We start from the raw sequence: 20,635 nt of genomic DNA, 5'->3' as shown, positions 1-20,635 counted from the left end.
GAGGTCCGATCCGGCGTTGTCGCTGGTCACAGCTGCGGAAGCGGAGGGATTTGAACCCCCGGTGGGTTGCCCCACGCTCGATTTCAAGTTCGAAGAATGGCAGTTCGGCAGCGATCAACCCTTCGCTGACCTGCGCGCGATGAGAATGCAGCAACACGTGTCGGTGGTCCGGCCGTCGGTGAACTGCAACCCAAACTGCACACCCGGAACCCAGGGCCCGACGTTCGCGGACAGGCAAGTACGGCTGGAACACTCGGGGCGCTCCCCCGATATCTCAGCCTGCCCACCGGGCCTGCACGAACTAAACGAACTTACGAACTAACTCGCTTACCAGCGAAAACGGCGCGTCCGTCGACGACTTAGTTCGTAACATCGTCGCAGCACCAACGATCGGGCCCCGTCCATCACACCAGAGACCTCGTGCGAACCGCTCCACGGGCAAATCACAGCGACATGAGATCGCCCATACGGCGTCGACACATCAAGCACGACGGCTCACTACCCACCAGTGTTCCAGCCGTTCAGAGAGCCTCCAGACTCTCGCGAAGTTCGTCCATGTCGTCGACGATCGCGTCCGCGCCGGCGGCCTCGAACATCGCGCGCTTACCTGCCTTGTTGGCCAGGGCCACGCAGCGGAGGTGCGACTTCTTGGCCGCCTCGACGTCTGTCCTGGAATCGCCGACGAAGACAACCTCGGCGCGCTCGACCTTGATCGCGTCGAGGGCCGTTTCCAGCGGCCACATGTCCGGCTTCATCCGTTCCGCGCCCGGTACGGCCTCCCAACGACCGGCCAGACTGGCCCTGCCATGCCCACCCGGAACAGGAACCGCTCTACGGCAGCGCCGACGTTGTTACTGACGACACCGACGCGTAGCCCGGCATCGAGCGCGACACGCACAGACTCCAGCCCACCGGCGGCCGCAACAGCCGACTCCACTGCAGTCAGCTCAGCCGCAACAAGCGCATCCTCCACCGCATCGAGCACAGGACTGCCGGCGGCGTTCCGCAGGACCTCGTGTGGGTCATCGATTCCGCTGTCACGACCGGCCACCCTCTCCAGCTCACGCGCCACCGAGGGTGCCGAGTAACCGGCGAAAACGTCACAGATCGGGCCGTCGAAGTCGAAGAGCACCGCCTTGATCGGCGCCAGCTCGAACATGGTTCAGCCCTCGAGCTTCTTCGCGACGGAGTCCCACACGCTGTCGAACCACAGTTGCGACTGCTCGACGTGCTGGGACTCGACGGAATCGGCGTCCTCGGTCGTCGAGTAGTGGAACAACACCGAGTCTTTGCCCATGGCGTCGAAGATCTCAACGGGTTCACCGGAGACGGCAACAGAGTGCCGGACGACCGTGTAGAAGCCGAAGAAGACCTCGGAACCGTTGAGGATGTAGAGCTTGAACAACGGGGCCGCGTGGAACGTCCGCACCTCGGCTGTCGCCGACTGGACCAGACCCAGAGCGCCCAGCTCGTGCACCGTGTCCACGAGTCCCTGAATCGACCGCTCCGCGATACGCCGTGCACGCGCTCGCACGGCCGGTGAATCCGTGCCATCCACCGCCAAAGACGGAATCCCGATCGGCTGCGTGAGGTCCGGAATCAACACTCGCACGCGCACGCTGGACGGCCTGAGCTTGCCCGCCCGGATCTTGTCCAGCGGCTCGCTCACGACTCCGTACAGGGTTTCGCCGGAGAACCCCGCGAAGTCGATCGACACGTCTCCCTGCTCAAAGACCTGCTCGACGTGCGGTCGGAGTCCGACAGCACGTTCGGTCTTCTGGCGAACGAACGAACCACGCCCCTGCCGAGTCACGATCAAGCCCTCATCGCGGAGGACACCGATCGCTTTCTGCACGGTCATCGGCGCCACGCCGAATCGTTCGGCCATCTCGGCATAGGACGGCAACCGATCGCCAGGCTCCAGCTTGTTCGTCGCGATCGAGGCACGCAGAACGTCTACGACCTGCTGAAACGGAGGGCGCGGGTCATCCGGATTTAGCGGTTCCATGCCGGACACCGTACCCCACGCCCAGCTAGCCCATATAGGTGAACTACCACTTGCCACAAGGTTTACTAGTAGACCTAGCTTGACTCTGCTAGCAGACCTATCTAACGTCTCTGGTGTCGCTCACAGAGCGGTGAAACGCAAAAGCCCCGCACCGGTGCTGGCACACCGAGCGGGGCGGACATCGAGACTTTGGGAGCATCGATGCAGTTCGAGGGTACCCGGATGTACCGGGTGAAGGCAGTCGCGGAGGCCCTGGACGTCTCCGTCGCGACGATCTACCGCGCGATCGAGTCCGGCAAGCTCGACGCCCTCAAGCTCGGTACGGGCAAGGGCACGCTCCGGGTTCCGGGTAGCGCCGTGAACGCCTATGTCGACGAGTGCGGCGAGGCCGCCTATCAGGCGTACGTCGTCGAAGGCGTTTCGGCAGCCGCCAGCGACGAGCAGGCCGGGGAGGTGGCCTGACATGCATCGCACGGACGCCACGTTCACGGGAGACAAGGCCACGGCTCGCGGCATTGCGAGCGCCGCCGGGCATTGCGACGCGTTCATCGCCTCGCACCGACAGGACAACCCCACTCCGGTGCTGGTTGAGCTGACCATGACGGTTCCGATGTCCGCGGAGGACATCGCCAACATCGTCTACACGCTGGTCTGGGACTGCGACGACACAGATTTCGCCGACTTCCTCTCCTCCGACGAGGAGTTCCGCGCGATGGTCGGCGAGCTTGTGTTCGGACACGGCGCGCTCGGCATCGAGGAAGCGCAGGTCTCGGCAGCCGCCATCAAGCGCGGCACCCGTGCCTACCGCCGCTTGCAGCAGATCCGGCAGCGCGTGCACGAGCTCTACGGTCAGCCGCCGGCGGCCACACCCCGGCAGCGCACGGCACGCCGGCGCGAACTGGCCACCACCGCCGGCTGAACCACGGAGTCCCACACGTCCGGCCCGGCGGGGAGGTCCCGCCCGCCACCGATCCGGTGGTGTTGAACGCCCCCGCCGGGCCGGATTCCCACGCGATCGACCTGCACGCCGATCGACCCCGATTCACGTCTGCGACCAGCAGGAATCGAGGTCGATCGGGGAACGCCAACTCCGCTCGTGAGGAGCATCAACAGTGACGCACCCGAACACCGCCGCGCGGCACCTGCACCCGGTGGACGGCCCGGAAGCCGCGATTCCTGAGCCACCACCAGACGAGGACCCACCACCAGCGCCCACGGGCGGGCGGCGGGTCACGCTCACCCCGGCCGCGGGCATCCGCCTGCGCCCGACGTACTGGCTGTGGGACGGGCGCATTCCGCATGGCGCCCTGACGATCGGCCCCGGTCGCGAAGGCATCGGCAAGTCCCTGTTCTGCGCCTGGCTCGCTGCCCGCGTCACGCTCGGCGAGTTGCCGGGTCTGCACCTGGGCCAGCCCCGGGGCGTCATCTACGCCGCCACCGAGGACTCGTGGGAACGTACGCTCGCCGGACGACTCATCGCCGCCGGCGCCGACATGCAACGCGTGTACCGCGTCGAGGTCGAACACGTCACCGGCCACACCCTGCCGCTGTCACTTCCGCGCGACTGCGACGCCCTCGCCGGCGAGATGGCCGTCCACGACATCGGGTTACTCGTGGTCGATCCGCTCATGTCCGTGGTCGACGCGACGATCAACGTGAACCAGGACCGCGATCTTCGCGGTGCGCTCGAACCACTCGTGCGGCTCGCAGACACGGCCGAATGCGCGATCTTCGGGCTCGCCCACTTCAACAAGGCCAGCGGCACCGACGTCCTGAGCCGGATCACTGGCTCGCGCGCCTTCTCCGCCGTCGCCCGCGCAGCGATCGCCTTCGCCCGCGACACCACATCCGATGACGGCACCTGCGTGATCTCGCAGGCCAAGAACAACCTCGGCAGCCTCGATCTGCCCTCCTATCGCTACACCGTCGAGTCCGTCGAGCTGGACACCGATGAGGGCCCCGCCTCGTGGGGGCGGCTGGTGATGCTCGGCGAGACCGACGTGCACGTCAACGAGCTGCTCGACGACGCCCCGCCGGCCAAGGGCGAAGCCAGCGAACGCGACGAGGTGCGCACATGGTTGCGCGAGTACCTGCGCAGCCAGGGTGGCAGCGCGCCGGCCGCCGACATCACCGAGCAGGGTCACGCGGCAGGCATGTACAGCAAGGACCAGCTAAAGCGCGCCAAGACCGACATCGGCGCTCGCTCGGTCAAGGACGGCACGGCGTGGGTCTGGCGGCTCGACGAACCCGACGACACCAAGGGTGCAAGGGAGCAAGAGCGCAAGGGAGCAGGAGTGCGCTCATGACTGCACCCTTCCCAACCGAACCGGCACCGAACACCGGCCCGACACCTGTCACATCGGTTTTCGCAGGTCACAGGGCATCGAGTGACACAGTGACAGATGTGACCGGCGTGCCGTTGTCACCGTGTCACACCTGTCACCGCCCCAAACCGCGCGCCAAGAGCGCGCCAAGGGAGCACCCCTCTGCGCCCTTGCTCCCTTGCACTCTTGCTCCCTTCATCACCATGCGTGACACGGATAGCACAGTGCGTGCGTATCGGCGGAGGGGATCGACAGGGAATCAGCGAGGGAGTCGACCGAGAGCGAGGGAGTTTTCCCTGCCCGCCTCCCTGGCTCGACTCCCTAGGACTGACCTGCAAAAACAGCCCTCAAGGGAGTCCAGGGAGGCGAGGGAATCGACGCCCTGGAAGGCCCCAGAACGCGGGTTTTCACGCCGCCGTGCCGACTCCCTCCCTTCGGCCGGCCGCGCGCCACCAAGCGGCCATGCGCGAGTTAGCCGACGAGTTAGCCCGTCCCAACCGAGTTAGGAATCTAACTCGACTGCTCGCCGGACCGACATCCGCGCTGAGCAGCAGAAAGTTAGCCGAGTTAGCCAGTTAGCCCCACGCGCAGCGGCCCCGCCAATAGGCCCCAGAAGACCCGCGCCGCCAGAGCGCACCGAACTAACTCACCCGTCGACACGAAGGAGAAAAACCATGCCAGTCCAGCGACCCGCAACCACCGCGAACCACGGGAGCACACGTTGGACACCGCCCAACACACCACCAGCACCACCACCACGCGCGTACTGCTGACCGTCGAAGCAGCCGCCGACCGACTCTCCGTCGGCCGCACCACCATGTACGCGCTCATCAAGGCCGGACACATCACCACCGTCCGCGTCGGCCGCCTCCGCCGCATACCCGCCGACGCCCTTACCGCGTACACGCACCGTCTGACCGAAGGAGCACTCGCCTGATGGCACGCAAGAAGAAGAACCCCGACGGCACCCGACGACCCAACCGCGCCAGCTCCATCTTCGAGGGATCGGACGGCTACTGGCACGGCTGGGTAACCATGGGCGTCCGCGACGACGGCAAGCCCGACCGTCGCCACGTCAAGCGCAAGAGCGAAGGTGCCGTGATCAAGGCTGTCCGGAAGCTCGAACAGGAGCGAGACAGCGGCAAGACCCGGAAGCCGGGTCGTGCGTGGACAGTTGAGCAATGGCTCGTGCACTGGGTGGAGAACATCGCCGCACAGTCCGTCCGCAACAACACCCTGGTCGGGTACCGCGCATCGGTGTACGGCTACCTGATCCCCGGGATCGGGGCGCACCGCATCGACAAGCTCCGCCCCGAGCACCTCGAATCGCTGTACAAGCGCATGTCCACGGCCACGGGAAAGCACGGCAAGAACCTCAAGCCCGCGACCGTCCACCACGCACACCGGACGATCCGAGCCGCGTTAAGCGAGGCCACTCGCCGCGGACACGTGGCGACGAACCCCGCGAAGATCGCTCGTGCCCCACGAGTCCCGGAGGACGAGATCGTCCCGTTCACGAAGGAGGAAGCAACCAAGCTGCTCGACGTCTGCCGGACTCGTCGGAACGGCGCGCGCTTCGTCATCGCACTGACGCTCGGACTGCGGAAGGGTGAAGCGCTGGGCCTGCAATGGCGAGACATCGACTTCAACGGGCGGACGCTCGCCATCCGGCGATCGCTCCAGCCCGTGAAGTGGAAACATGGCTGCACCGCGGCGAACCCGTGCGGACGTCGGCACGCCGGACACTGCCCCCGGCGCCACGGTGGCGGCGTCGTCGCGCAAGAAGTGAAGTCCCGCGCCGGCCGTCGAGTCGTCGCGCTGCCCACACCCGTGTTGCGTGCCCTCAAGCAGCACCGGAAGGACCAGGAACGCGAGCGGGTCCAGGCGGGCGACCTCTGGACGGACGAAGGCTGGGTCTTCGCGAGCCCGACCGGCACACCGATCCACCCCCGCACCGACCACGGCGCGTGGAAGAGCCTGCTCAAGGACGCGGGAGTCCGTAACGCGCGGCTGCACGACGCCCGGCACACCGCAGCGACCATGCTGCTCGTGCTCGGCGTTCCAGGGCGGGCGGTCATGGACGTCATGGGCTGGTCGCACGTGGCCATGACGACCCGGTATCAGCACATGACGCCGGAGCTGATGACGTCGATCGCGGACCAGATCGGGGACCTGTACTGGCAGCCCGAAACCGAGACCGAAGGGAGCGGCGAAGACGACGGCGGTGAGCCTCCGGAGGGTGCCCCGACACCGTCTGAGGTGGGGAACTGCAACCCAAACTGCTCACCCTGACGCGAAACGCCGGGCCGGATATCTCGTCCGGCCCGGCGTTTCGCCTGCTCACAGCTGCGGAAGCGGAGGGATTTGAACCCCCGGTGGGTTGCCCCACGCTCGATTTCAAGTCGAGTGCATTCGGCCGCTCTGCCACGCTTCCTCGCGGGAGCCAGGGTAACGGTTCACTCGTCGAGCTCGGTCAGGTGTGCGGACACGCGCGTGAACACCTCGCCCAGCGCGACGTGCTCGTCCGCGGACAGCAGATCGATCAGATGGGCCCGCACACCGCGCACGTGCGTGGGCGCGACCGCGTGCAACAGTTGCTGCCCCTCGTCGGTCAGTTCCGCGGTGACACCCCGCTTGTCGCCGGGGTCGGATCCCCTGCGGACGTAGCCGACGCGTTCCATGCGCGCGACCTGGTGGGACAGGCGGCTTTTCGTCGACCCGAGCATGTCGGCCAGTTCCGTCATCCGCATCGCACCGTCCGGTGTGGACGACAACGCGGCGAGGACCTCGTAGTCGATCAGTGAGACGTCGTGCTCGTCGGCCAGCTCGCGGTGCAGGCGCTGCCGCAGTCGCAACGTCGCGACCATGTACGGCCGCCAGGCCGTCATCTCCGTGTCCGTCAGCCAGCGCGTCCCACCCATGCACGGAGACTAGACGGATCCGCCCTGCCCACCGCGCACGGCTCCCGCGACCGGCCCCCGCGCCCGGTCGGAAAAACACAGGCCCAGCCGCAAAACATCGGCGCGCTCCCCGGGGGAAGCGGGCGCGAGGGATTGTCAGCCGCGTCAGCCGCGTCAGCCGCGTCGGCCGGACTCGCCGGTGTCAGCGGTGATGGCCGGAAACCGCGTCAGCGCGTGTTCTCGTGCGCGCCGGCGGCGGCCAGCGTGGTCTGCTGCGCGGAACGCTGCTCGGCGACGGCCGCCCGGTCCTTGGCCTCTTGCGGCGCGATGCCGTTGACGTCCTCGGTGCTCATCGCGTAGTCGGCGATCACGTCGGCCATGCCCTGGCCGTTGACGGTGAACGCGTCGTAGTCGACGTTGCCCAGGTTGTCGCACGGCGTGTGGTAGCACGGGTCGAAGGTGACGCCCGCTTCACCGCCCCACTTCTCGGCCTGCTCCTCGGTCTTCACACCGTCGGCACCGGTGTAGACGCCGCCGATCGGGATGCCGTAGGCCGCGAACTCCGCGTAGTCCGACCGGCCGCTGACCGGTTCGGTCTCCAACTCGATGCCGCGGCCGTCCATGGCCTCGGTGAACGTGTCGGTGATCGCCTGTGTGCCGTACGGCAGCCCGCTGTCCGGGTAGGTGCCGTCGTAGGTGAAGTAGCCGGCGTTGGGCGAGCCGATCATGTCGAAGTTCAGGTACATCGCGATGTCGAGCTGCTCGTCGGCCGACAGCGAGTTGACGTAGTGCGTGGAGCCGATCAGGCCGAACTCCTCGGCGCCCCACCAGGCGAAGCGGACCTTGTTGTTGATGTCCGGCGAGCCGCCCAGCTGCAGCGCGGTCTCCAGCAGACCGACCGAACCCGTGGCGTTGTCGTTGATGCCGGGCCCGTCGGCGACGCTGTCGATGTGCGCGCCCGCCACCACGACGTTGTCGTCGCGACCGGTCGTGGTCTCGGCGATGAGGTTGTAGGTGTTGCGCTCCTCGATCAGCTGCCGCACGTCGACCGTGACGTCCTGACCGTCGGCGTCGATCAGCTGCTGCGCGTCCTCCTGGGCCACGCCGGCGGTCGGGATGCGCGCGGCGTCGGCGTCCCCGAGCGTGCCGTTGAGCGGGCCGGGCTCGTTGTTGTAGATCAACGCGGCGACGGCGCCCGCGTCGGCGGCCGCGGCCTGCTTCTGCGCGAAGTCGCACTCACCGCGCTCGACGAGGGCGACCTGGCCGGTCACGTCGCCGTAGTCGGAGACGTCGCAACCCGGGGCGTCGCTGGACTCGACGACCGCCAGCGGCGCGGTCAGCCCACCCTCCTCGGTCGATTTGGTGAACGACATCGCCGTGATCGGCACGTCCTGTCCGCCGACGGAAAGCTCCTCGGCGAGCGTCTCGTTGTAGTCGAAGGGGAATTCCTGGCGCGTGATCTCGAAGCCCTCGGCCTCGAGCCGCTGCGCGACGTACTCGGCCGACGTCTCGTGGCCGAGCGAACCGGAAACCCGGTTTCCCCCATGTGCATCGGCAATGCGCTGCATCGCGATCAGGTGTCGCTGAAGCTGGCTGCGCTCGATCGAATCGCCGAGCAGCTCGTCCTGGGTGGTGGTCGTGGCTGCCGCGGTGGCGGAGCCGGTGAGCACCAGGCCCGCACTGGCCGCGATCGCGACGGCGGACCGTAACTTCCCTATGCGGAATGACATTCTTCAGTCCCCTTCTTTGCTGTGCGGCGTCACTTTTGTGCGAGTTTTCCGGTACGTCAAGGTCCGTTCGTAGGAAAGACACGGGCCGTCCGCGCACCGCTGCAGGTCGGGCGCCGGCGCCGCCTGCGCCGTGGCTGAAGTGAGACGGAGTGGTGACATACAGTCGCGGTATGCGCGCGATCACGATCCGGGAACCAGGACCGCCAGAGAACCTCGTGCTGACCGAGGTCCCCGATCCCGAGCCCGCGCCCGGCGAGGTGCTGCTCGACGTCGCGGCGACCGCGGTCAACCGGGCGGACGTGATGCAGCGGATGGGCAAGTACCCGCCGCCGCCCGGCGCGAGCGAGCTCCTCGGGCTCGAGTGCTCGGGCACGATCACGGAGCTCGGCGAGGGCGTCACGGGGTGGCAGGTCGGCGACGAGGTGTGCGCGCTGCTGGCCGGTGGCGGCTACGCGGAGAAGGCGGCCGTGCCGGCGGGACAGCTGCTGCCGCTGCCCAGCGAGGTCGGCCTCGTGTCCGCGGCGGGTCTGCCCGAGGTGGCGTGCACGGTGTGGTCGAACCTCGTCATGCACGCCGGGATGTCCGAGGACGACGTGGTGCTCGTGCACGGCGGCGCGGGCGGTATCGGCACGCACGCCATCCAGGTCGCCAAGGCGCTCGGCGCGACCGTCGCGGTCACCGCCGGCTCGGCCGAACGGCTCGAGAACTGCCGTCAGCTCGGCGCCGACATCACCGTCGACTACCGCGAGCAGGACTTCGTCGCCGAACTCGCCGCGGCCACGGGCGGGGCGGACATCGTGCTCGACAACATGGGCGCCAAGTACCTCGACCGCAACATCGACGTGTTGCGCGACGGCGGGCACCTCGTGATCATCGGCATGCAGGGCGGCATCAAGGGCGAGCTCAACATCGCCAAGCTGCTGGGCAAGCGCGGCACCGTGTCGGCGACGGCGCTGCGGTCGCGTTCGCTCGAGAGCAAGGCCGAGATCGTCGCCGACGTCCGCACGCGGCTGTGGCCGCTGATCGACCAGGGCACCGTGCTGCCGGTGATCGACCAGGTGCTGCCCCTCGAGGACGCGGCGCGGGCGCACCGCACGCTCGACGAGGGCGGCGTCTTCGGCAAGATCATCCTGACCGCGAAGTAGCCGAGCCGGCCGGGGTCAGGCCAGTTCGTCGAGGACCCGCACGAGCTGGCCGGCCTCGAAGCTGTTCGAGTAGTGCGCCAGTCCGATGCGGACGGCGCCGCCGACCTCGCCGATGCCGAGGGCCTCGAACAGGCCGCCCGCGCCGTTGTCGGCGAACGCGCACAACCCCTGGCGTGCCAGGTACTCGGCGACGTCGGAGGCCTTGCGGTCGCGGACGTAGAACGCCAACGCGGGAATGCGCCGCACCGCATCGCCCACGACCGTCACGTGCGGCAACGACCGCAGGTCCGCGGACAGCTGGTCCAGCAGCCCCGACTGGTACGACTTCGCCGAGCCGAGCGAGGTCAGCAACCGCTCCCGCCTGCTGCCCGACGCGGAGTCGTCCAGGCCGGCGAGGTAGTCGACCGACGCGATCAGACCGGCCAGCAGCGGATATGCGTGCGGGCCGAGCTCGAGCCGCTCCGGGCCCTGGGCGTCCGGGTCGAGCGCCACCGCGGGGAGTCGTTCGATGAGCGCCGGGTCGCGGAACACCAGCGCGCCCATCGGCGGGCCGCCCCACGCCTGGGCCGACAGCACCACGACGTCCGCGCCGAGGGTGTCGACGTCGAGCGGCAGGAACGGCGCCGCGTAGGTCGCGTCGACGACCATCAGCGCGCCCGCCTCCTCGGCCGCGGCGGTGATGGGGCCGAGGTCGGGGCGGGTGCCGACGGAACCGGACGCGGCCGTCACCGTGACGGCCTTCGTGCGCGCGCCCATCAGGTCGCCGTACTGCCACGCGGGCAGTTCGCAGTTCTCGATGTCGATCTCGCCCCAGCGCACGTTGCCGCCGACGCGGTTCATCGCCCGCACCCACGGGGCGATGTTCGCCTCCTCGTCGAGCCGCGACACGACGACCTCGTCGCCGAGGGTCCAACGGGTCGACAGGGTGTCGGCCAGCTGCGCGACGAGCACAGCGGAACTCGGCCCGAGGACCACGCCCTCGGGCTCACCTCCGACGAGGTCAGCCACTGCCCGGCGCGCCGCGGCGACGATGCTCTCCGCACGCTGTGAGGCCGGAAACGCTCCGCCCGGTCCGGACACCGGAGCCCGCATCGCCGTCGAAACGGCCGACGCGACCTGTTCAGGGACGAGCATTCCGGTTCCACCGTCGAAGTGAATCCAACCGTCACCCAGCGCGGGGAACAACCCACGGATCCGAGCGACGTCAAACGCCATGCGAACAAGGTACGGAGCCGCGTTTTCGCCGCGCAGCCGGGGCCGCTGTGCTGCGCGAGGACCACCCGACCGGCAGAGCGCGCTCGACACAGCGTGACCGCTTGCGCCACCGAGAAACCGGACGAATCAACCGAACCGGTGGGGGATTCACGTATATCCCCAGGTGGAATCCGAGAACGTGCCGGCACCGATTACGCTCGGGAATCGGGCGGTCCCTGTGGCGGGCGGCACGACCGACGGCCACACCCCGGATGCCCGGCACCTCAACGCTGTACGTCAACCGAGCCTGCGCCAGGATGGAGCTATGACGGAGTCGAACATGCCGTACGCGGCAGGAGCTGCCGACGAACACAACGTCATGGTGGTCGGACCGGACGGTTCCCCGGTCGGTGCCGCGCGACTGAACCAGCAGGGCGAATCCGACGAGCACACGGCCGACGCGGTCGGCGAGATGGTCGAGGAACCCGCGAAGGTCATGCGGATCGGCACGATGATCAAGCAGCTGCTCGAGGAGGTGCGCGCCGCACCGCTCGACGACGCGAGCCGGGACCGGCTGCGCGAGATCCACCAGACGTCGGTCAAGGAGCTCGAGGAGGCTCTCGCACCCGACCTGCGGCAGGAGCTCGAGCGTCTCGTGGAGCCGTTCACCGAGGACCGCACGCCGTCGGACGCCGAGCTGCGCATCGCGCAGGCCCAGCTCGTCGGCTGGCTGGAGGGGCTGTTCCACGGCATCCAGACGGCGCTGTTCGCCCAGCAGATGGCCGCCAGGGCCCAGCTGGAGCAGATGCGCCGCGGCCTCCCCCAGGGCTCCGGCGAGGCCCCCAGCGGCATCGGCAACCCCGGCCAATACCTGTAGCTCAGCGGCGGACGCTGTCGAGCCAGCGGTTGATGGTGACCTCGTAGTCGTTGCCGTACTGCTCCTCGCCGCGGGCGACGGCGGCGCGCACGGCCACCTCGACCTGGTTCGCCCACTCGGGCCGCACGTAGACGAACTGCCAGCTGCCGTCGCGTGCCTGGAACGGGCCGACCTGCGAGTAGCCGGCCACCGCGACCGGCACGTCGAGGCCGCTGACGTTGTCGGGGATGTTCTCGTCGGGCGAGGGCACCACGATCACCGACGGTTGCGCGCCGCGCACCACGCCGTCGGGCCGCGCGCCGTCGGTGATCATCGCGTCGTTGCGGCCGCTGTAGTCGACGGCGTGCCAGCCGCTGTAGTACGGGATGACGCCCGGGTCGGCGACGGCGACGCTGCGCGAGCCCGCGTCGACGTCGGACTCGGCCAGTCCCCTGCCGATGGCCTCGTGCGTGCGCTTCAGGTCGACGCCCATGGTGGCGGTCGAGGCCAGGTCCGGTGACAGCGCACCCGTCACGGCCACCCAGCCCACCACGAGGAAACCGACGATCGCCTGCACGAACCGCACGCCGGTCATCGCCGACACGGCGACCCCGGCGGCCAGGCACAGCACGGGGAACATCGCGAACGCGTACCGGTGCAGATCGTCGTCGGCGAGGTCGACCCGCATCGCGTACGGCAGTCCGGCGGCGAGCACGGTGGCGCAGAAGAACGCGCCGACGCCGCGCAGTTCCGGCCACGTCAGCAGGCCGACCGTGAGCAGCACCAGCGGCGCGAACACCAACAGCGTCGCACCGAGCCAGGCCGTGTTGAGCCCGACGTCGCCGAACACGTCGGCCACCGGCCGGGGCACGAAGTGGCCGTACTGCACGACGGTCCACACGAACGCGCCCACCGCCAGCAGCACCGCCACGGTGATGCCCGCCCGCGCGGAACGGGAGAACCGCCGCGAACGGAACCACACGACGAACCCGGGCAGCACCGCCAGCAGGATCTCGGGGCGCAGCGTCGCGGCGAGCAGCAACAGCAGCGGCGGTTCGAAGTCGGGCACGTGCCGTTCCTCGATGACCCGCATGCCCAGCACGGCCATCCGCAGCACGACCAGTGCCACGGCCGCCGTCTCGAGGCCGCCGGTGAGGTGGAAGAACGTGGGCAGGAACAGCACGTAGGTGCAGCCGGCGACGACGGCGGCCGAGCCGTCGACGGCGCGCATCAGCAGCGCCAGCGTCAGGACGCCGAGCGCCACGCCCGTCACCTTCGCGACCAGGACCGGGTCGGCGCCGAATACCGCGAACAGCGCGTTCCACAGCGTCCAGGCGAGGCTGCCGAATCCCTCGACGGAGCTGTAGTCCGCCGGGTTGAACACGAGGCCGTGCCCGTCGGCGAGGTTCGTGGCGTACCGGAGGGCGACCAGCGTCGCGTCGGTGACGTGCGACCACGCCAGCCACACGCCGAACGCGAAGACGACCAGCAGGCCCAGCGCGGTTCCGACCAATCGGTTCACGGCCGCAAACTACCAGCGCCGACCCCGCAGCCGGCGGACTCCCGGGTCCCGCAGCGCCGACCCGGCACGTGCCCTCACACGGCCCTCACATCGGGCTCCGCACGCGACGGTGACCCTTCGGGATCCAACGCCGTGACCAGGGATTTCCGACGTCGCACCACCCGGACGGGCGACGCGCCGACGCCGGAACCCGACGCGCGCGCTCGACCGATCTCGGCAGCAGTACCCTCATATCTCGTGCATGCCACAAGCACCTCAAAGGCACCTGATTCCCACGGCGGCGGATCAGGCGAATCAGGCGAGGACCCAGGGACGAAGTCATCGATGAACGCCGACGCCACCGACACCGAGCCCGTCACCGGAAGCCGGTCCTGGAAGCGCGCGTTCGGTGACATCCGCACGGGTCTGAGCCAGCGTCAACTGTGGGGCCACCTGGGCTGGCAGGACATCAAGCAGCGGTACCGGCGGTCGGTGATCGGCCCGTTCTGGTTGACGATCACGCAGGGCGTCATCGCCCTCGGTCTCGGCCTGCTGTACTCGCAGCTGTTCGGTCTGCCGATCGAGACGTTCCTGCCCTACATCGTCACCGGCTTCATCGTGTGGGGCTTCATCAGCGGCTGCATCACCGAGGGCATGCAGACCTTCATCTCCAACGAGGGTCTGATCAAACAGATGCCGGCGCCGCTGACCATCTACGGACTGCGCACGGTGTGGCGGCAGACGTTGATGGCCGCGCACAACGTGATCGTCTACGTGATCATCGTGGCGATCTTCTTCCCGGCCCTGTCGCAGCAGTACTCCGTCCAGGAGGACGCCTGCGTCACCGGCCACGGCCTGTGCCACCCGGGCATCGACTGGATGATCCTCACCGCGATCCCCGGCTTCGTCATCCTGGCGCTGAACGCCGGTTGGGTCACGTTGATGCTGGGCATCATCTCGACGCGCTACCGCGACATCCCGCAGCTCATCAACTCGCTGATCCAGCTGCTGTTCTACCTGACGCCGATCGTGTGGCCGATCGACCAGCTGTACGCGGGCGGCGGCCGGGACGGCGTGTCCTGGGCTCTGCCGTACATCGAGATGAACCCGCTCTACCATTTCGTGCAGATCGTGCGTGCGCCGTTGATCGGTCAGCACATCGACGGCATCAGCTGGATCGTCGCCATCGCCATCACGGTCGGCGGCTGGGCGCTCGCGCTCGTGGTCATGCGTAACTACCGTGCCCGTGTCTCGTATTGGGTGTGACACCAATGGTCAGCATTGACGTCCGCAACGCCTACGTGGACTTCCCGATCTTCGACGCCAAGACGCGGTCGATGAAGAAGCGGGTCCTCGGCAAGGTCGGCGGCAAGATCGGCTCCGATTCGAAGGTCCCGATCGTCGAGGCCCTGCAGGACGTGAACCTGCAGCTCCGCGACGGCGACCGGCTCGCACTCGTCGGCCACAACGGCGCCGGCAAGTCCACGCTGCTGCGACTGCTGTCGGGCATCTACGAGCCCACGCGCGGTTCGGCGCGGGTCCGCGGCAAGGTCGCGCCCGTGTTCGACCTGGGCGTCGGCATGGACCCGGAGACCTCCGGCTTCGAGAACATCATCGTCCGCGGCCTGTTCCTCGGTAAGAGCCGCAGGGAGATGGAGAAGCGGCTCGACGACATCGCCGAGTTCACCGAGCTCGGCGACTACCTGGCGATGCCGCTGCGCACCTACTCGACCGGTATGCGCGTGCGGCTCGCCCTGGGCGTGGTCACCTCGATCGACCCGGAGATCCTGATCCTCGACGAGGGTCTGGGCGCGGTCGACGCGTCGTTCATGAACAAGGCCCGCGATCGGCTCAAGGACCTGGTGAAGCGCTCCGGAATCCTGGTGTTCGCCAGCCACTCCGACGAGCTGCTGCTCGAGCTGTGCGACCAGGCGATGTGGATGGACGAGGGTCGCGTGCGCGAGCACGGCCGGCTGCGCGAGGTCCTCACCGAGTACAAGGGCCGGGACCCGTTCCAGAACGTCAGCCGCGAGGTGCTCGAACGTCTCGGCCAGGCCAAGGCCAAGGACGCGCCCGCCGCTTCCGCCGATGCGGCCGACTCCGCTGCCGACTCCCCGGCGCCCGCCGGGTCCACGAACGGCGGCTGACATGCAGGCCCTCCCCGAGGCGCGGTCGCCGGTGTCGTCGTCACGCGCAACCGCCGTGAACTGCTCGCCGAGTCGTTGAAGGTCCTGGAGTCGCAGACGCGGCCGGTGGACCATCTGATCGTCGTGGACAACGGTCCGGACGAGGAGTCGGCACGCGACGTCGTGGAGGCGTACGGGCGGCCGGTGACGTACGTGCCGTCGTATCGCAACCTCGGGGGTGCGGGCGGGTTCGCGCTGGGCATGCTGCACGCGTTGGCATTGGGCGCCGAGTGGGTGTGGCTGGCCGACGACGACGGCAGGCCCGCCGACGAGCACGTCCTGGAGACGCTGCTGGCCGAGGCCGAGCGGCGCGGGCTGGCGGAGATCTCGCCGACGGTGGTCAACATCGACGAGCCGGAGAAGTTGGCATTCCCGTTGCGGCGCGGGTTGACGTGGAAGCGTTCGTCGGCGGAGCTCGGTGAGGATTTCCTGCCGGGCATCGCGTCGCTGATGAACGGCGCGTTGTTCCGCGCCTCGACGCTCGAGGTGACGGGCGTGCCGGATCTGCGGTTGTTCTTCCGCGGCGACGAGGTGGAGCTGCACCGGCGGTTGGTGCGTTCGGGGTTGCCGTTCGGCACGTCGCTGCGTACGGCGTATCTGCATCCGAACGGTTCGGACGAGTTCAAGCCGATGCTCGGTGGCCGGTTCCACGCGCAGGACCCGGAGAACGAGGTCAAGCGCTACTACACGTACCGCAACCGGGGTTTCCTGTTGTCACAGCCGGGGATGCGCAAGATCGGCGCGCTCGAGGTCCTGCGGTTCGGCCTGTACTTCGTGGGCGTCAAACGCGACCCGAAGGCGTTCGTGGAGTGGCTCCGCCTGGTCCGCCAAGGCCGAAAAGAACACTTCTACCGCTACTAGAAGCCCCCGAGGGCCCCATAGTCGCGTTGAGCGCTACCAAGGGACCGATGGTCGCGTTGAACGCAACCAAAGGGCCCTCGGGAGCATTCACGCGCCCCGCTACGCGGGCCTCACAAATACGGCTCCAACTGGGTGTAGAGCTGGGTGACGATCCTGGCGTTGTCGGCGGGGGCGTAGGTGGCCCAGATCTGACCGTCGTCGGCGGAGCGCTGGGCGCCCATGTGGCGGCCGTCGTCGTTGTCGAACCACATGACGGGGTCGAGTTTGGTGGGGGCGCCGTCGGTGCCGGGAACGAAGGCGGTGAGGAACCCGACGCGTTTCATGGGTTTCTCGAACAGCCTGGCCACGGCGCGGTCCTGGGCGGAGTTCTGCGCGGAGCGTGGGGCTTGGACGCCTGGAAGGGGTCGTAGCCTTCGCCACCCCCACCGGTGGTGCGCCGCGGGGGGCGTGAGGGCACGGTGATGGACTGCCCGGGTGCGGGTTTGGTCAGGGGCAGCAGGTCGACGAGTTCGGCGACGAAGTTGGTGGGCCGGACCTCGGTGAAGACGAGTTCGTTGTCCTTCTGGCGCACGAGCAGTCCGGTCTGCCGGTCGGACACGGCGCGGGCGTGGATCTCCTCGTCGTCGTCGATCTTGCCGACGAGGCCGACGACGAGGGGCGCGCGGACGAACAGTTCGACGGCGGTCCGGAGTTCGGGGTCGGGTTGTCCGCCGCGGGCGAGGCCGCGTTTCTCGAGGTCGTAGAACACCGCTTCGCGCACCTGGGCGCGTTGGGACTGCGTGGTGCCGATGTGTGGGATGTCGAACGGGAAGGGCGACCTCCCGAGTCCCAGCTGAGCCAGCAGAATGTCCGCTGCCACCAGCGGCAGCGAGAACGAATGCGCCATCTCTCCCCCGGCCTGTGCTGCACGTGCGGGTTGGAACGTTAGCAGCCCGCGATCATCGGGCGGGGCGTGTCCGGCAAACCGGACCGCCAGTTGGGAACACCGCCGAACTCTGCCGGACTCCGCTGTCAGCGAACCGTGTTGCCGCGGGCGAACCCGGGTGGTCAGGTTGACGTATGGCCGACTCCAAACCCGCACTCGTGCTGCACCTGGTCAGTGGCGGGGAGCCGCTCGTGTTCCCGTTGCACCCGGATGTCGTCGACGAGGTCACCAAGCAGCTGAACCTGCATCTCGATCACGGTTCGGTGCAGAGCGTCCGCGACGCCGACGACCGCGCGCTGCAGATCAACTTCGCCCATGTCGCGGTCGCCTACGTGGACGACCTGCAACGGTCCGGCAAGGTCTTCGGCATGCGCTGAGTCGTTGCCTGAGTCGAGCCCGGCAAGGCCGCTGCGGACCCTTTGGGTCCGCAGCCGCCCGGCCCGGTGTCACAGCTCGTACAGGCGCTTCCAGTTCTCGCGGCTGGTCAGCTCGGGCATGGCGCGCTTGTACTGCGCCTGCACGGCGTGCCCCTCCTTGCGGAGCCTGCTGATGACCTCGAAGGCGCGCTTGGCGAGGTCGATCATGCGGTCCTTGTCGTAGGAACGGACGCGCACGCCTTCCTGGGAGGCGTCGGTGACGATGGCCGTCTTGAACAGCGACACGTGCCACCAGTGCGCCTCGTCGGCCGGGATGGCGCCCATGCCGAAGCGGTGCCGGCCGGCCAGCCGGTCCACGATGCGCTTGAGCAGGATGATCCGCTGCAGGCTGGGCCGCGGGGCCGTGTTGTTGAGGACGATGTCGTTGGACGGGATGCCCGGCACGTTCGTCGGGTCGTGCCGCTTGGTCTCCGGGTACTGGGCGCGGATCTCGCGGATCTCCTTCATCGCGGCGACTCCGCCGTCGTGCAGGATCTCCGGGCCCTCGAGGAAGTCCTCGACGGCCTTGATCAGCGTGGCCGTGAGGCCGTACTGCATGCCCAGCAGGTAGCGCACCACCTGCGCCATCAGCACGCGCGAGAGCACGTTCAGGTCGAACGGGCTGTGCAGGGACGCGGTGATGATCGAGTTACGCAGGTTGAAGTAGCGGTGCCACTCGTCCCAGTCCTTCCAGTGGAAGTCGGCGTGCCACACGCCCGCACCGGGCAGCGTCACCGTCGGGAACCCGGCCCCGCGGGCACGGTAGCTGTACTCGGCGTCGTCCCACTGGAAGAAGAACGGCATCGGGTAGCCGACCTTGCGCACGACCTCGGACGGGATCAGGCAGGACCACCAGCCGTTGTAGCCGGCGTCGAGCCGCCGCTCCTGGCGGTTCTTCTTGCCCGTCTTGCGGTCGACGCCGAGCAGGTCGGCGGTCTCGAGGCTGTGCTGGACCGGCACGCCGGGCTGCAGCGCGTTCAGCTGGGCGTACTCGGCGCCGACGTGCAGCTGGTTCGGGTGCAGCAGGTTGAGCATCTGGCCGCCGACGATCATCGGGTTGGCGGCCTTGTTGGAGAACGCCGTCATGCGGATGACGATGTCCGGCTCGAGCAGCACGTCGTCGTCCATGAACAGGACGTTGGCGTGGTCGGTGGCCGCGGCGTCGGCGACCTCGTAGAGGCCGCGGGTGAATCCGCCCGCGCCGCCGAGGTTGGGCTGCTTGATGTACTTGAGCTTGTCGCCGAGGGCGGCCGCGACGTCGCCGAACCCGTCCCGCGAGTCGACGGTGTCGGTGCCCTGGTCGGCGACGTAGATCGCGTCGAGGGTCTCCAGCGCGGGCAGCGAGTCGGCGAGCGTGCGCAGGTTCGACAGGCAGTCGTCGGCGCGGTTCATCGTGCAGATGGTCACCGCGGTCGGCCGGATCGTCTCGGGGGCCTCGACGGTCCAGCGCACCTGCGCGACCGTGAGCCGCTCCATCGAGTCGGTCTCGAGGTCGAGCCACAGGGCGCCGCCGTCGAGGAACTTGTCGAGCTTCGCCTCGAGCGTCACGGTGCGCTGCACGACGTCGGTGACCTCGTGCGCGGTGATCGTGCGGATCTCGCCGTCGATGTCGGAGGCGCGCACCGCGAGGGTGCCGGAGCCGCTGACGACGGCCTCGACGGTCACCGAACGGACCGTCGACCAGCGCTGCCAGTACGACGCGGGGAACCGGCCGAAGTAGGTGTTGCCGGTGGCCTTCGCGGACGCCTCGAGGGTGACCGTCTCGCGGTCCCGCGACGCGACACCTTCGACGACCTCGAGGTAGAGGTCCTTGCTGACGATCGGCGACGGGCCCTCGAACAGGCCCCGCTGGGCCAGCAGACGCCCCGATGCCGGGGTGTGGGCTGTGAACAGCGCGCCGGCCATCGGGCTGCCGGCCTCGGTCACTGTTGCTTCACCGGACATGAGTGGCGTCCTCCAAGTAGTGCTGGCCACCGAACTGCGTGATCGAAAACGGTGCATTCGCCGGGGTCGGCCGATGCACCCGCGCCCCGGACGAACGCCAGTAAGGTACAGGCCCCGCGTGGGTGGTTTCGCATGAGGCTCGCGCCCCGTTCAGTCGCGGGCCTCGCGGAACACGACCCATTTCAACATCACGAAATTGATGGCCGTGGCCGTGCCCTGAGCGATGATCCACGCCGTCGCGACGCGCCACGTGTAGTCGGCCGACAGCGTCGCGAGCATGAGCGCGTTCGTACCGACGTTGACGAAGAACGTCGTCGTGTACAGCGCGGCGAACCCGCCGATCTGGCCGGCGCCGCCCTTTCGCGCACCCGTGAATGTGAAGCGTCGGTTAAGGAAATAGGCCGTGGTGGTTCCGGCGATGAAACTGATCGCCTTCGCCAAATGCACCCACGTGCCGCCCTGCAACAAAAGCCAGTACAGACCGGAGTCGACGAGGGCGCAGAACCCTCCGATCAGGACGAACCGCGCGATCTGCGCGCCGAACCCCGGCGATGCCGCTTCGCCGCCTGACCTGCGGAAGATTCCATCGTTGTCACCGCTGCATCCTTTGCACCCTCGCGCTCTCCCGCGTGCGTTCCCGCCGCG

Annotated in this window: 19 protein-coding genes, 2 tRNA genes and 3 pseudogenes; 11 read left to right on the top strand and 13 right to left on the bottom strand. The window is 68.3% G+C overall.

The window, feature by feature from the left end:
* Window positions 1-35 precede the first annotated feature (35 nt).
* The 5 genes and pseudogenes from BJF85_RS28280 to BJF85_RS31770 form a co-directional block, all read right to left on the bottom strand.
* Window positions 36-124 (bottom strand) — tRNA-Ser (locus BJF85_RS28280).
* Between the two features lie 397 nt (window positions 125-521).
* Window positions 522-743, bottom strand: coding sequence for an HAD family hydrolase (locus BJF85_RS26900; protein ID WP_158057135.1), 222 nt, complete (start codon window positions 741-743; stop codon window positions 522-524).
* Between the two features lie 8 nt (window positions 744-751).
* Window positions 752-1,159: an HAD family hydrolase gene (locus BJF85_RS26895; RefSeq protein WP_083666672.1), complete on the bottom strand. Its 408-nt coding sequence runs from the start codon at window positions 1,157-1,159 to the stop codon at window positions 752-754.
* Window positions 1,160-1,162: 3 nt separating this feature from the next.
* Complete coding sequence (locus BJF85_RS24290) at window positions 1,163-1,717, bottom strand: hypothetical protein (RefSeq protein WP_369822294.1); 555 nt, start codon at window positions 1,715-1,717, stop codon at window positions 1,163-1,165.
* A 78-nt stretch (window positions 1,718-1,795) separates the two neighbouring features.
* Window positions 1,796-2,008: pseudogene (locus BJF85_RS31770) on the bottom strand (GntR family transcriptional regulator); the annotation flags it as partial.
* A 201-nt stretch (window positions 2,009-2,209) separates the two neighbouring features.
* On the opposite strand from BJF85_RS31770, the gene BJF85_RS24285 reads away from it, so the two are divergent.
* From BJF85_RS24285 to BJF85_RS24265, 5 genes are all read left to right on the top strand, one after another.
* On the top strand, window positions 2,210-2,470 hold the full coding sequence (locus tag BJF85_RS24285; protein WP_255375901.1) for an AlpA family transcriptional regulator: 261 nt from the start codon (window positions 2,210-2,212) through the stop codon (window positions 2,468-2,470).
* A 1-nt stretch (window position 2,471) separates the two neighbouring features.
* A complete protein-coding gene (locus BJF85_RS24280) occupies window positions 2,472-2,927 on the top strand; it encodes a hypothetical protein (RefSeq protein WP_075850257.1) in 456 nt (151 codons plus the stop codon).
* Window positions 2,928-3,120: 193 nt separating this feature from the next.
* Window positions 3,121-4,314 (top strand): AAA family ATPase, encoded by a 1,194-nt coding sequence (locus BJF85_RS24275; RefSeq protein ID WP_083666671.1) that lies wholly within the window; start codon window positions 3,121-3,123, stop codon window positions 4,312-4,314.
* A gap of 739 nt (window positions 4,315-5,053) precedes the next feature.
* On the top strand, window positions 5,054-5,269 hold the full coding sequence (locus BJF85_RS24270; protein WP_075850256.1) for an excisionase family DNA-binding protein: 216 nt from the start codon (window positions 5,054-5,056) through the stop codon (window positions 5,267-5,269).
* The gene (locus tag BJF85_RS24265; RefSeq protein ID WP_075850255.1) at window positions 5,269-6,624 is read left to right on the top strand and encodes a site-specific integrase; all 1,356 of its coding nucleotides are present in this window, start codon (window positions 5,269-5,271) and stop codon (window positions 6,622-6,624) included. Before BJF85_RS24270 ends, BJF85_RS24265 begins: the two co-directional genes overlap by 1 nt.
* Window positions 6,625-6,681: 57 nt before the next feature.
* Here BJF85_RS24265 and BJF85_RS24260 read toward each other — a convergent pair.
* The 3 genes from BJF85_RS24260 to BJF85_RS24250 form a co-directional block, all read right to left on the bottom strand.
* A tRNA-Ser gene (locus tag BJF85_RS24260) sits at window positions 6,682-6,766 on the bottom strand.
* A 22-nt stretch (window positions 6,767-6,788) separates the two neighbouring features.
* Window positions 6,789-7,220: a MarR family winged helix-turn-helix transcriptional regulator gene (locus BJF85_RS24255; RefSeq protein WP_255375900.1), complete on the bottom strand. Its 432-nt coding sequence runs from the start codon at window positions 7,218-7,220 to the stop codon at window positions 6,789-6,791.
* Between the two features lie 239 nt (window positions 7,221-7,459).
* Entirely contained in the window at window positions 7,460-8,962 is a 1,503-nt protein-coding gene (locus BJF85_RS24250) for a M20/M25/M40 family metallo-hydrolase (protein WP_075850253.1), read from the bottom strand.
* Between the two features lie 170 nt (window positions 8,963-9,132).
* On the opposite strand from BJF85_RS24250, the gene BJF85_RS24245 reads away from it, so the two are divergent.
* The gene (locus tag BJF85_RS24245) at window positions 9,133-10,107 is read left to right on the top strand and encodes an NAD(P)H-quinone oxidoreductase (protein ID WP_075850252.1); all 975 of its coding nucleotides are present in this window, start codon (window positions 9,133-9,135) and stop codon (window positions 10,105-10,107) included.
* Window positions 10,108-10,122: 15 nt separating this feature from the next.
* Here BJF85_RS24245 and BJF85_RS24240 read toward each other — a convergent pair whose 3' ends face one another.
* Window positions 10,123-11,322 carry a cysteine desulfurase-like protein gene (locus tag BJF85_RS24240; protein WP_075850251.1) on the bottom strand — a complete coding sequence of 400 codons (1,200 nt, stop codon included), beginning with the start codon at window positions 11,320-11,322 and terminating at the stop codon, window positions 10,123-10,125.
* A gap of 304 nt (window positions 11,323-11,626) precedes the next feature.
* Here BJF85_RS24240 and BJF85_RS24235 point away from each other — a divergent pair, with 304 nt between their 5' ends.
* Window positions 11,627-12,178: a bacterial proteasome activator family protein gene (locus BJF85_RS24235; protein ID WP_075850250.1), complete on the top strand. Its 552-nt coding sequence runs from the start codon at window positions 11,627-11,629 to the stop codon at window positions 12,176-12,178.
* A 1-nt stretch (window position 12,179) separates the two neighbouring features.
* Here the strand turns inward: BJF85_RS24235 and BJF85_RS24230 are convergent, their stop codons facing one another.
* Window positions 12,180-13,679 (bottom strand): hypothetical protein, encoded by a 1,500-nt coding sequence (locus BJF85_RS24230; RefSeq protein WP_075850249.1) that lies wholly within the window; start codon window positions 13,677-13,679, stop codon window positions 12,180-12,182.
* Window positions 13,680-14,003: 324 nt separating this feature from the next.
* On the opposite strand from BJF85_RS24230, the gene BJF85_RS24225 reads away from it, so the two are divergent.
* The 3 genes and pseudogenes from BJF85_RS24225 to BJF85_RS24215 form a co-directional block, all read left to right on the top strand.
* On the top strand, window positions 14,004-14,924 hold the full coding sequence (locus BJF85_RS24225) for an ABC transporter permease (protein ID WP_075850248.1): 921 nt from the start codon (window positions 14,004-14,006) through the stop codon (window positions 14,922-14,924).
* A gap of 5 nt (window positions 14,925-14,929) precedes the next feature.
* A complete protein-coding gene (locus BJF85_RS24220; protein WP_075850247.1) occupies window positions 14,930-15,805 on the top strand; it encodes an ABC transporter ATP-binding protein in 876 nt (291 codons plus the stop codon).
* Window positions 15,806-15,817: 12 nt separating this feature from the next.
* Window positions 15,818-16,705 (top strand): annotated as a pseudogene (locus tag BJF85_RS24215) (glycosyltransferase); the annotation flags it as partial.
* 110 nt (window positions 16,706-16,815) lie between these two features.
* Here BJF85_RS24215 and BJF85_RS24210 read toward each other — a convergent pair.
* A pseudogene (locus BJF85_RS24210) lies at window positions 16,816-17,591 on the bottom strand (ESX secretion-associated protein EspG).
* A 173-nt stretch (window positions 17,592-17,764) separates the two neighbouring features.
* Here BJF85_RS24210 and BJF85_RS24205 point away from each other — a divergent pair.
* The gene (locus BJF85_RS24205) at window positions 17,765-18,007 is read left to right on the top strand and encodes a hypothetical protein (protein ID WP_075850245.1); all 243 of its coding nucleotides are present in this window, start codon (window positions 17,765-17,767) and stop codon (window positions 18,005-18,007) included.
* Window positions 18,008-18,076: 69 nt separating this feature from the next.
* On the opposite strand, the gene BJF85_RS24200 is transcribed toward BJF85_RS24205, so the two are convergent.
* Window positions 18,077-19,951, bottom strand: a complete 1,875-nt coding sequence (locus BJF85_RS24200) for a glycosyltransferase (RefSeq protein ID WP_255375910.1) — start codon at window positions 19,949-19,951, stop codon at window positions 18,077-18,079.
* A 189-nt stretch (window positions 19,952-20,140) separates the two neighbouring features.
* A complete protein-coding gene (locus BJF85_RS24195) occupies window positions 20,141-20,572 on the bottom strand; it encodes a GtrA family protein (RefSeq protein WP_075850243.1) in 432 nt (143 codons plus the stop codon).
* Window positions 20,573-20,635: the final 63 nt, after the last annotated feature.

Source organism: Saccharomonospora sp. CUA-673 (assembly GCF_001942305.1).
Classification (GTDB): Bacteria; Actinomycetota; Actinomycetes; order Mycobacteriales; family Pseudonocardiaceae; genus Prauserella.
This window is presented reverse-complemented; position numbering and strand designations above follow the sequence as displayed.

Coding starts and splice junctions, on each gene's coding strand:
- BJF85_RS26900 (WP_158057135.1), bottom strand. CDS start 743: ATGTGGCCGCTGGAAACGGCCCTCGACGCGATCAAGGTCGAGCGCGCC.
- BJF85_RS26895 (WP_083666672.1), bottom strand. CDS start 1,159: ATGTTCGAGCTGGCGCCGATCAAGGCGGTGCTCTTCGACTTCGACGGC.
- BJF85_RS24285 (WP_255375901.1), top strand. CDS start 2,210: ATGCAGTTCGAGGGTACCCGGATGTACCGGGTGAAGGCAGTCGCGGAG.
- BJF85_RS24280 (WP_075850257.1), top strand. CDS start 2,472: ATGCATCGCACGGACGCCACGTTCACGGGAGACAAGGCCACGGCTCGC.
- BJF85_RS24265 (WP_075850255.1), top strand. CDS start 5,269: ATGGCACGCAAGAAGAAGAACCCCGACGGCACCCGACGACCCAACCGC.
- BJF85_RS24255 (WP_255375900.1), bottom strand. CDS start 7,220: ATGACGGCCTGGCGGCCGTACATGGTCGCGACGTTGCGACTGCGGCAG.
- BJF85_RS24250 (WP_075850253.1), bottom strand. CDS start 8,962: ATGTCATTCCGCATAGGGAAGTTACGGTCCGCCGTCGCGATCGCGGCC.
- BJF85_RS24245 (WP_075850252.1), top strand. CDS start 9,133: ATGCGCGCGATCACGATCCGGGAACCAGGACCGCCAGAGAACCTCGTG.
- BJF85_RS24240 (WP_075850251.1), bottom strand. CDS start 11,322: ATGGCGTTTGACGTCGCTCGGATCCGTGGGTTGTTCCCCGCGCTGGGT.
- BJF85_RS24235 (WP_075850250.1), top strand. CDS start 11,627: ATGACGGAGTCGAACATGCCGTACGCGGCAGGAGCTGCCGACGAACAC.
- BJF85_RS24225 (WP_075850248.1), top strand. CDS start 14,004: ATGAACGCCGACGCCACCGACACCGAGCCCGTCACCGGAAGCCGGTCC.
- BJF85_RS24220 (WP_075850247.1), top strand. CDS start 14,930: ATGGTCAGCATTGACGTCCGCAACGCCTACGTGGACTTCCCGATCTTC.
- BJF85_RS24205 (WP_075850245.1), top strand. CDS start 17,765: ATGGCCGACTCCAAACCCGCACTCGTGCTGCACCTGGTCAGTGGCGGG.
- BJF85_RS24200 (WP_255375910.1), bottom strand. CDS start 19,951: ATGGCCGGCGCGCTGTTCACAGCCCACACCCCGGCATCGGGGCGTCTG.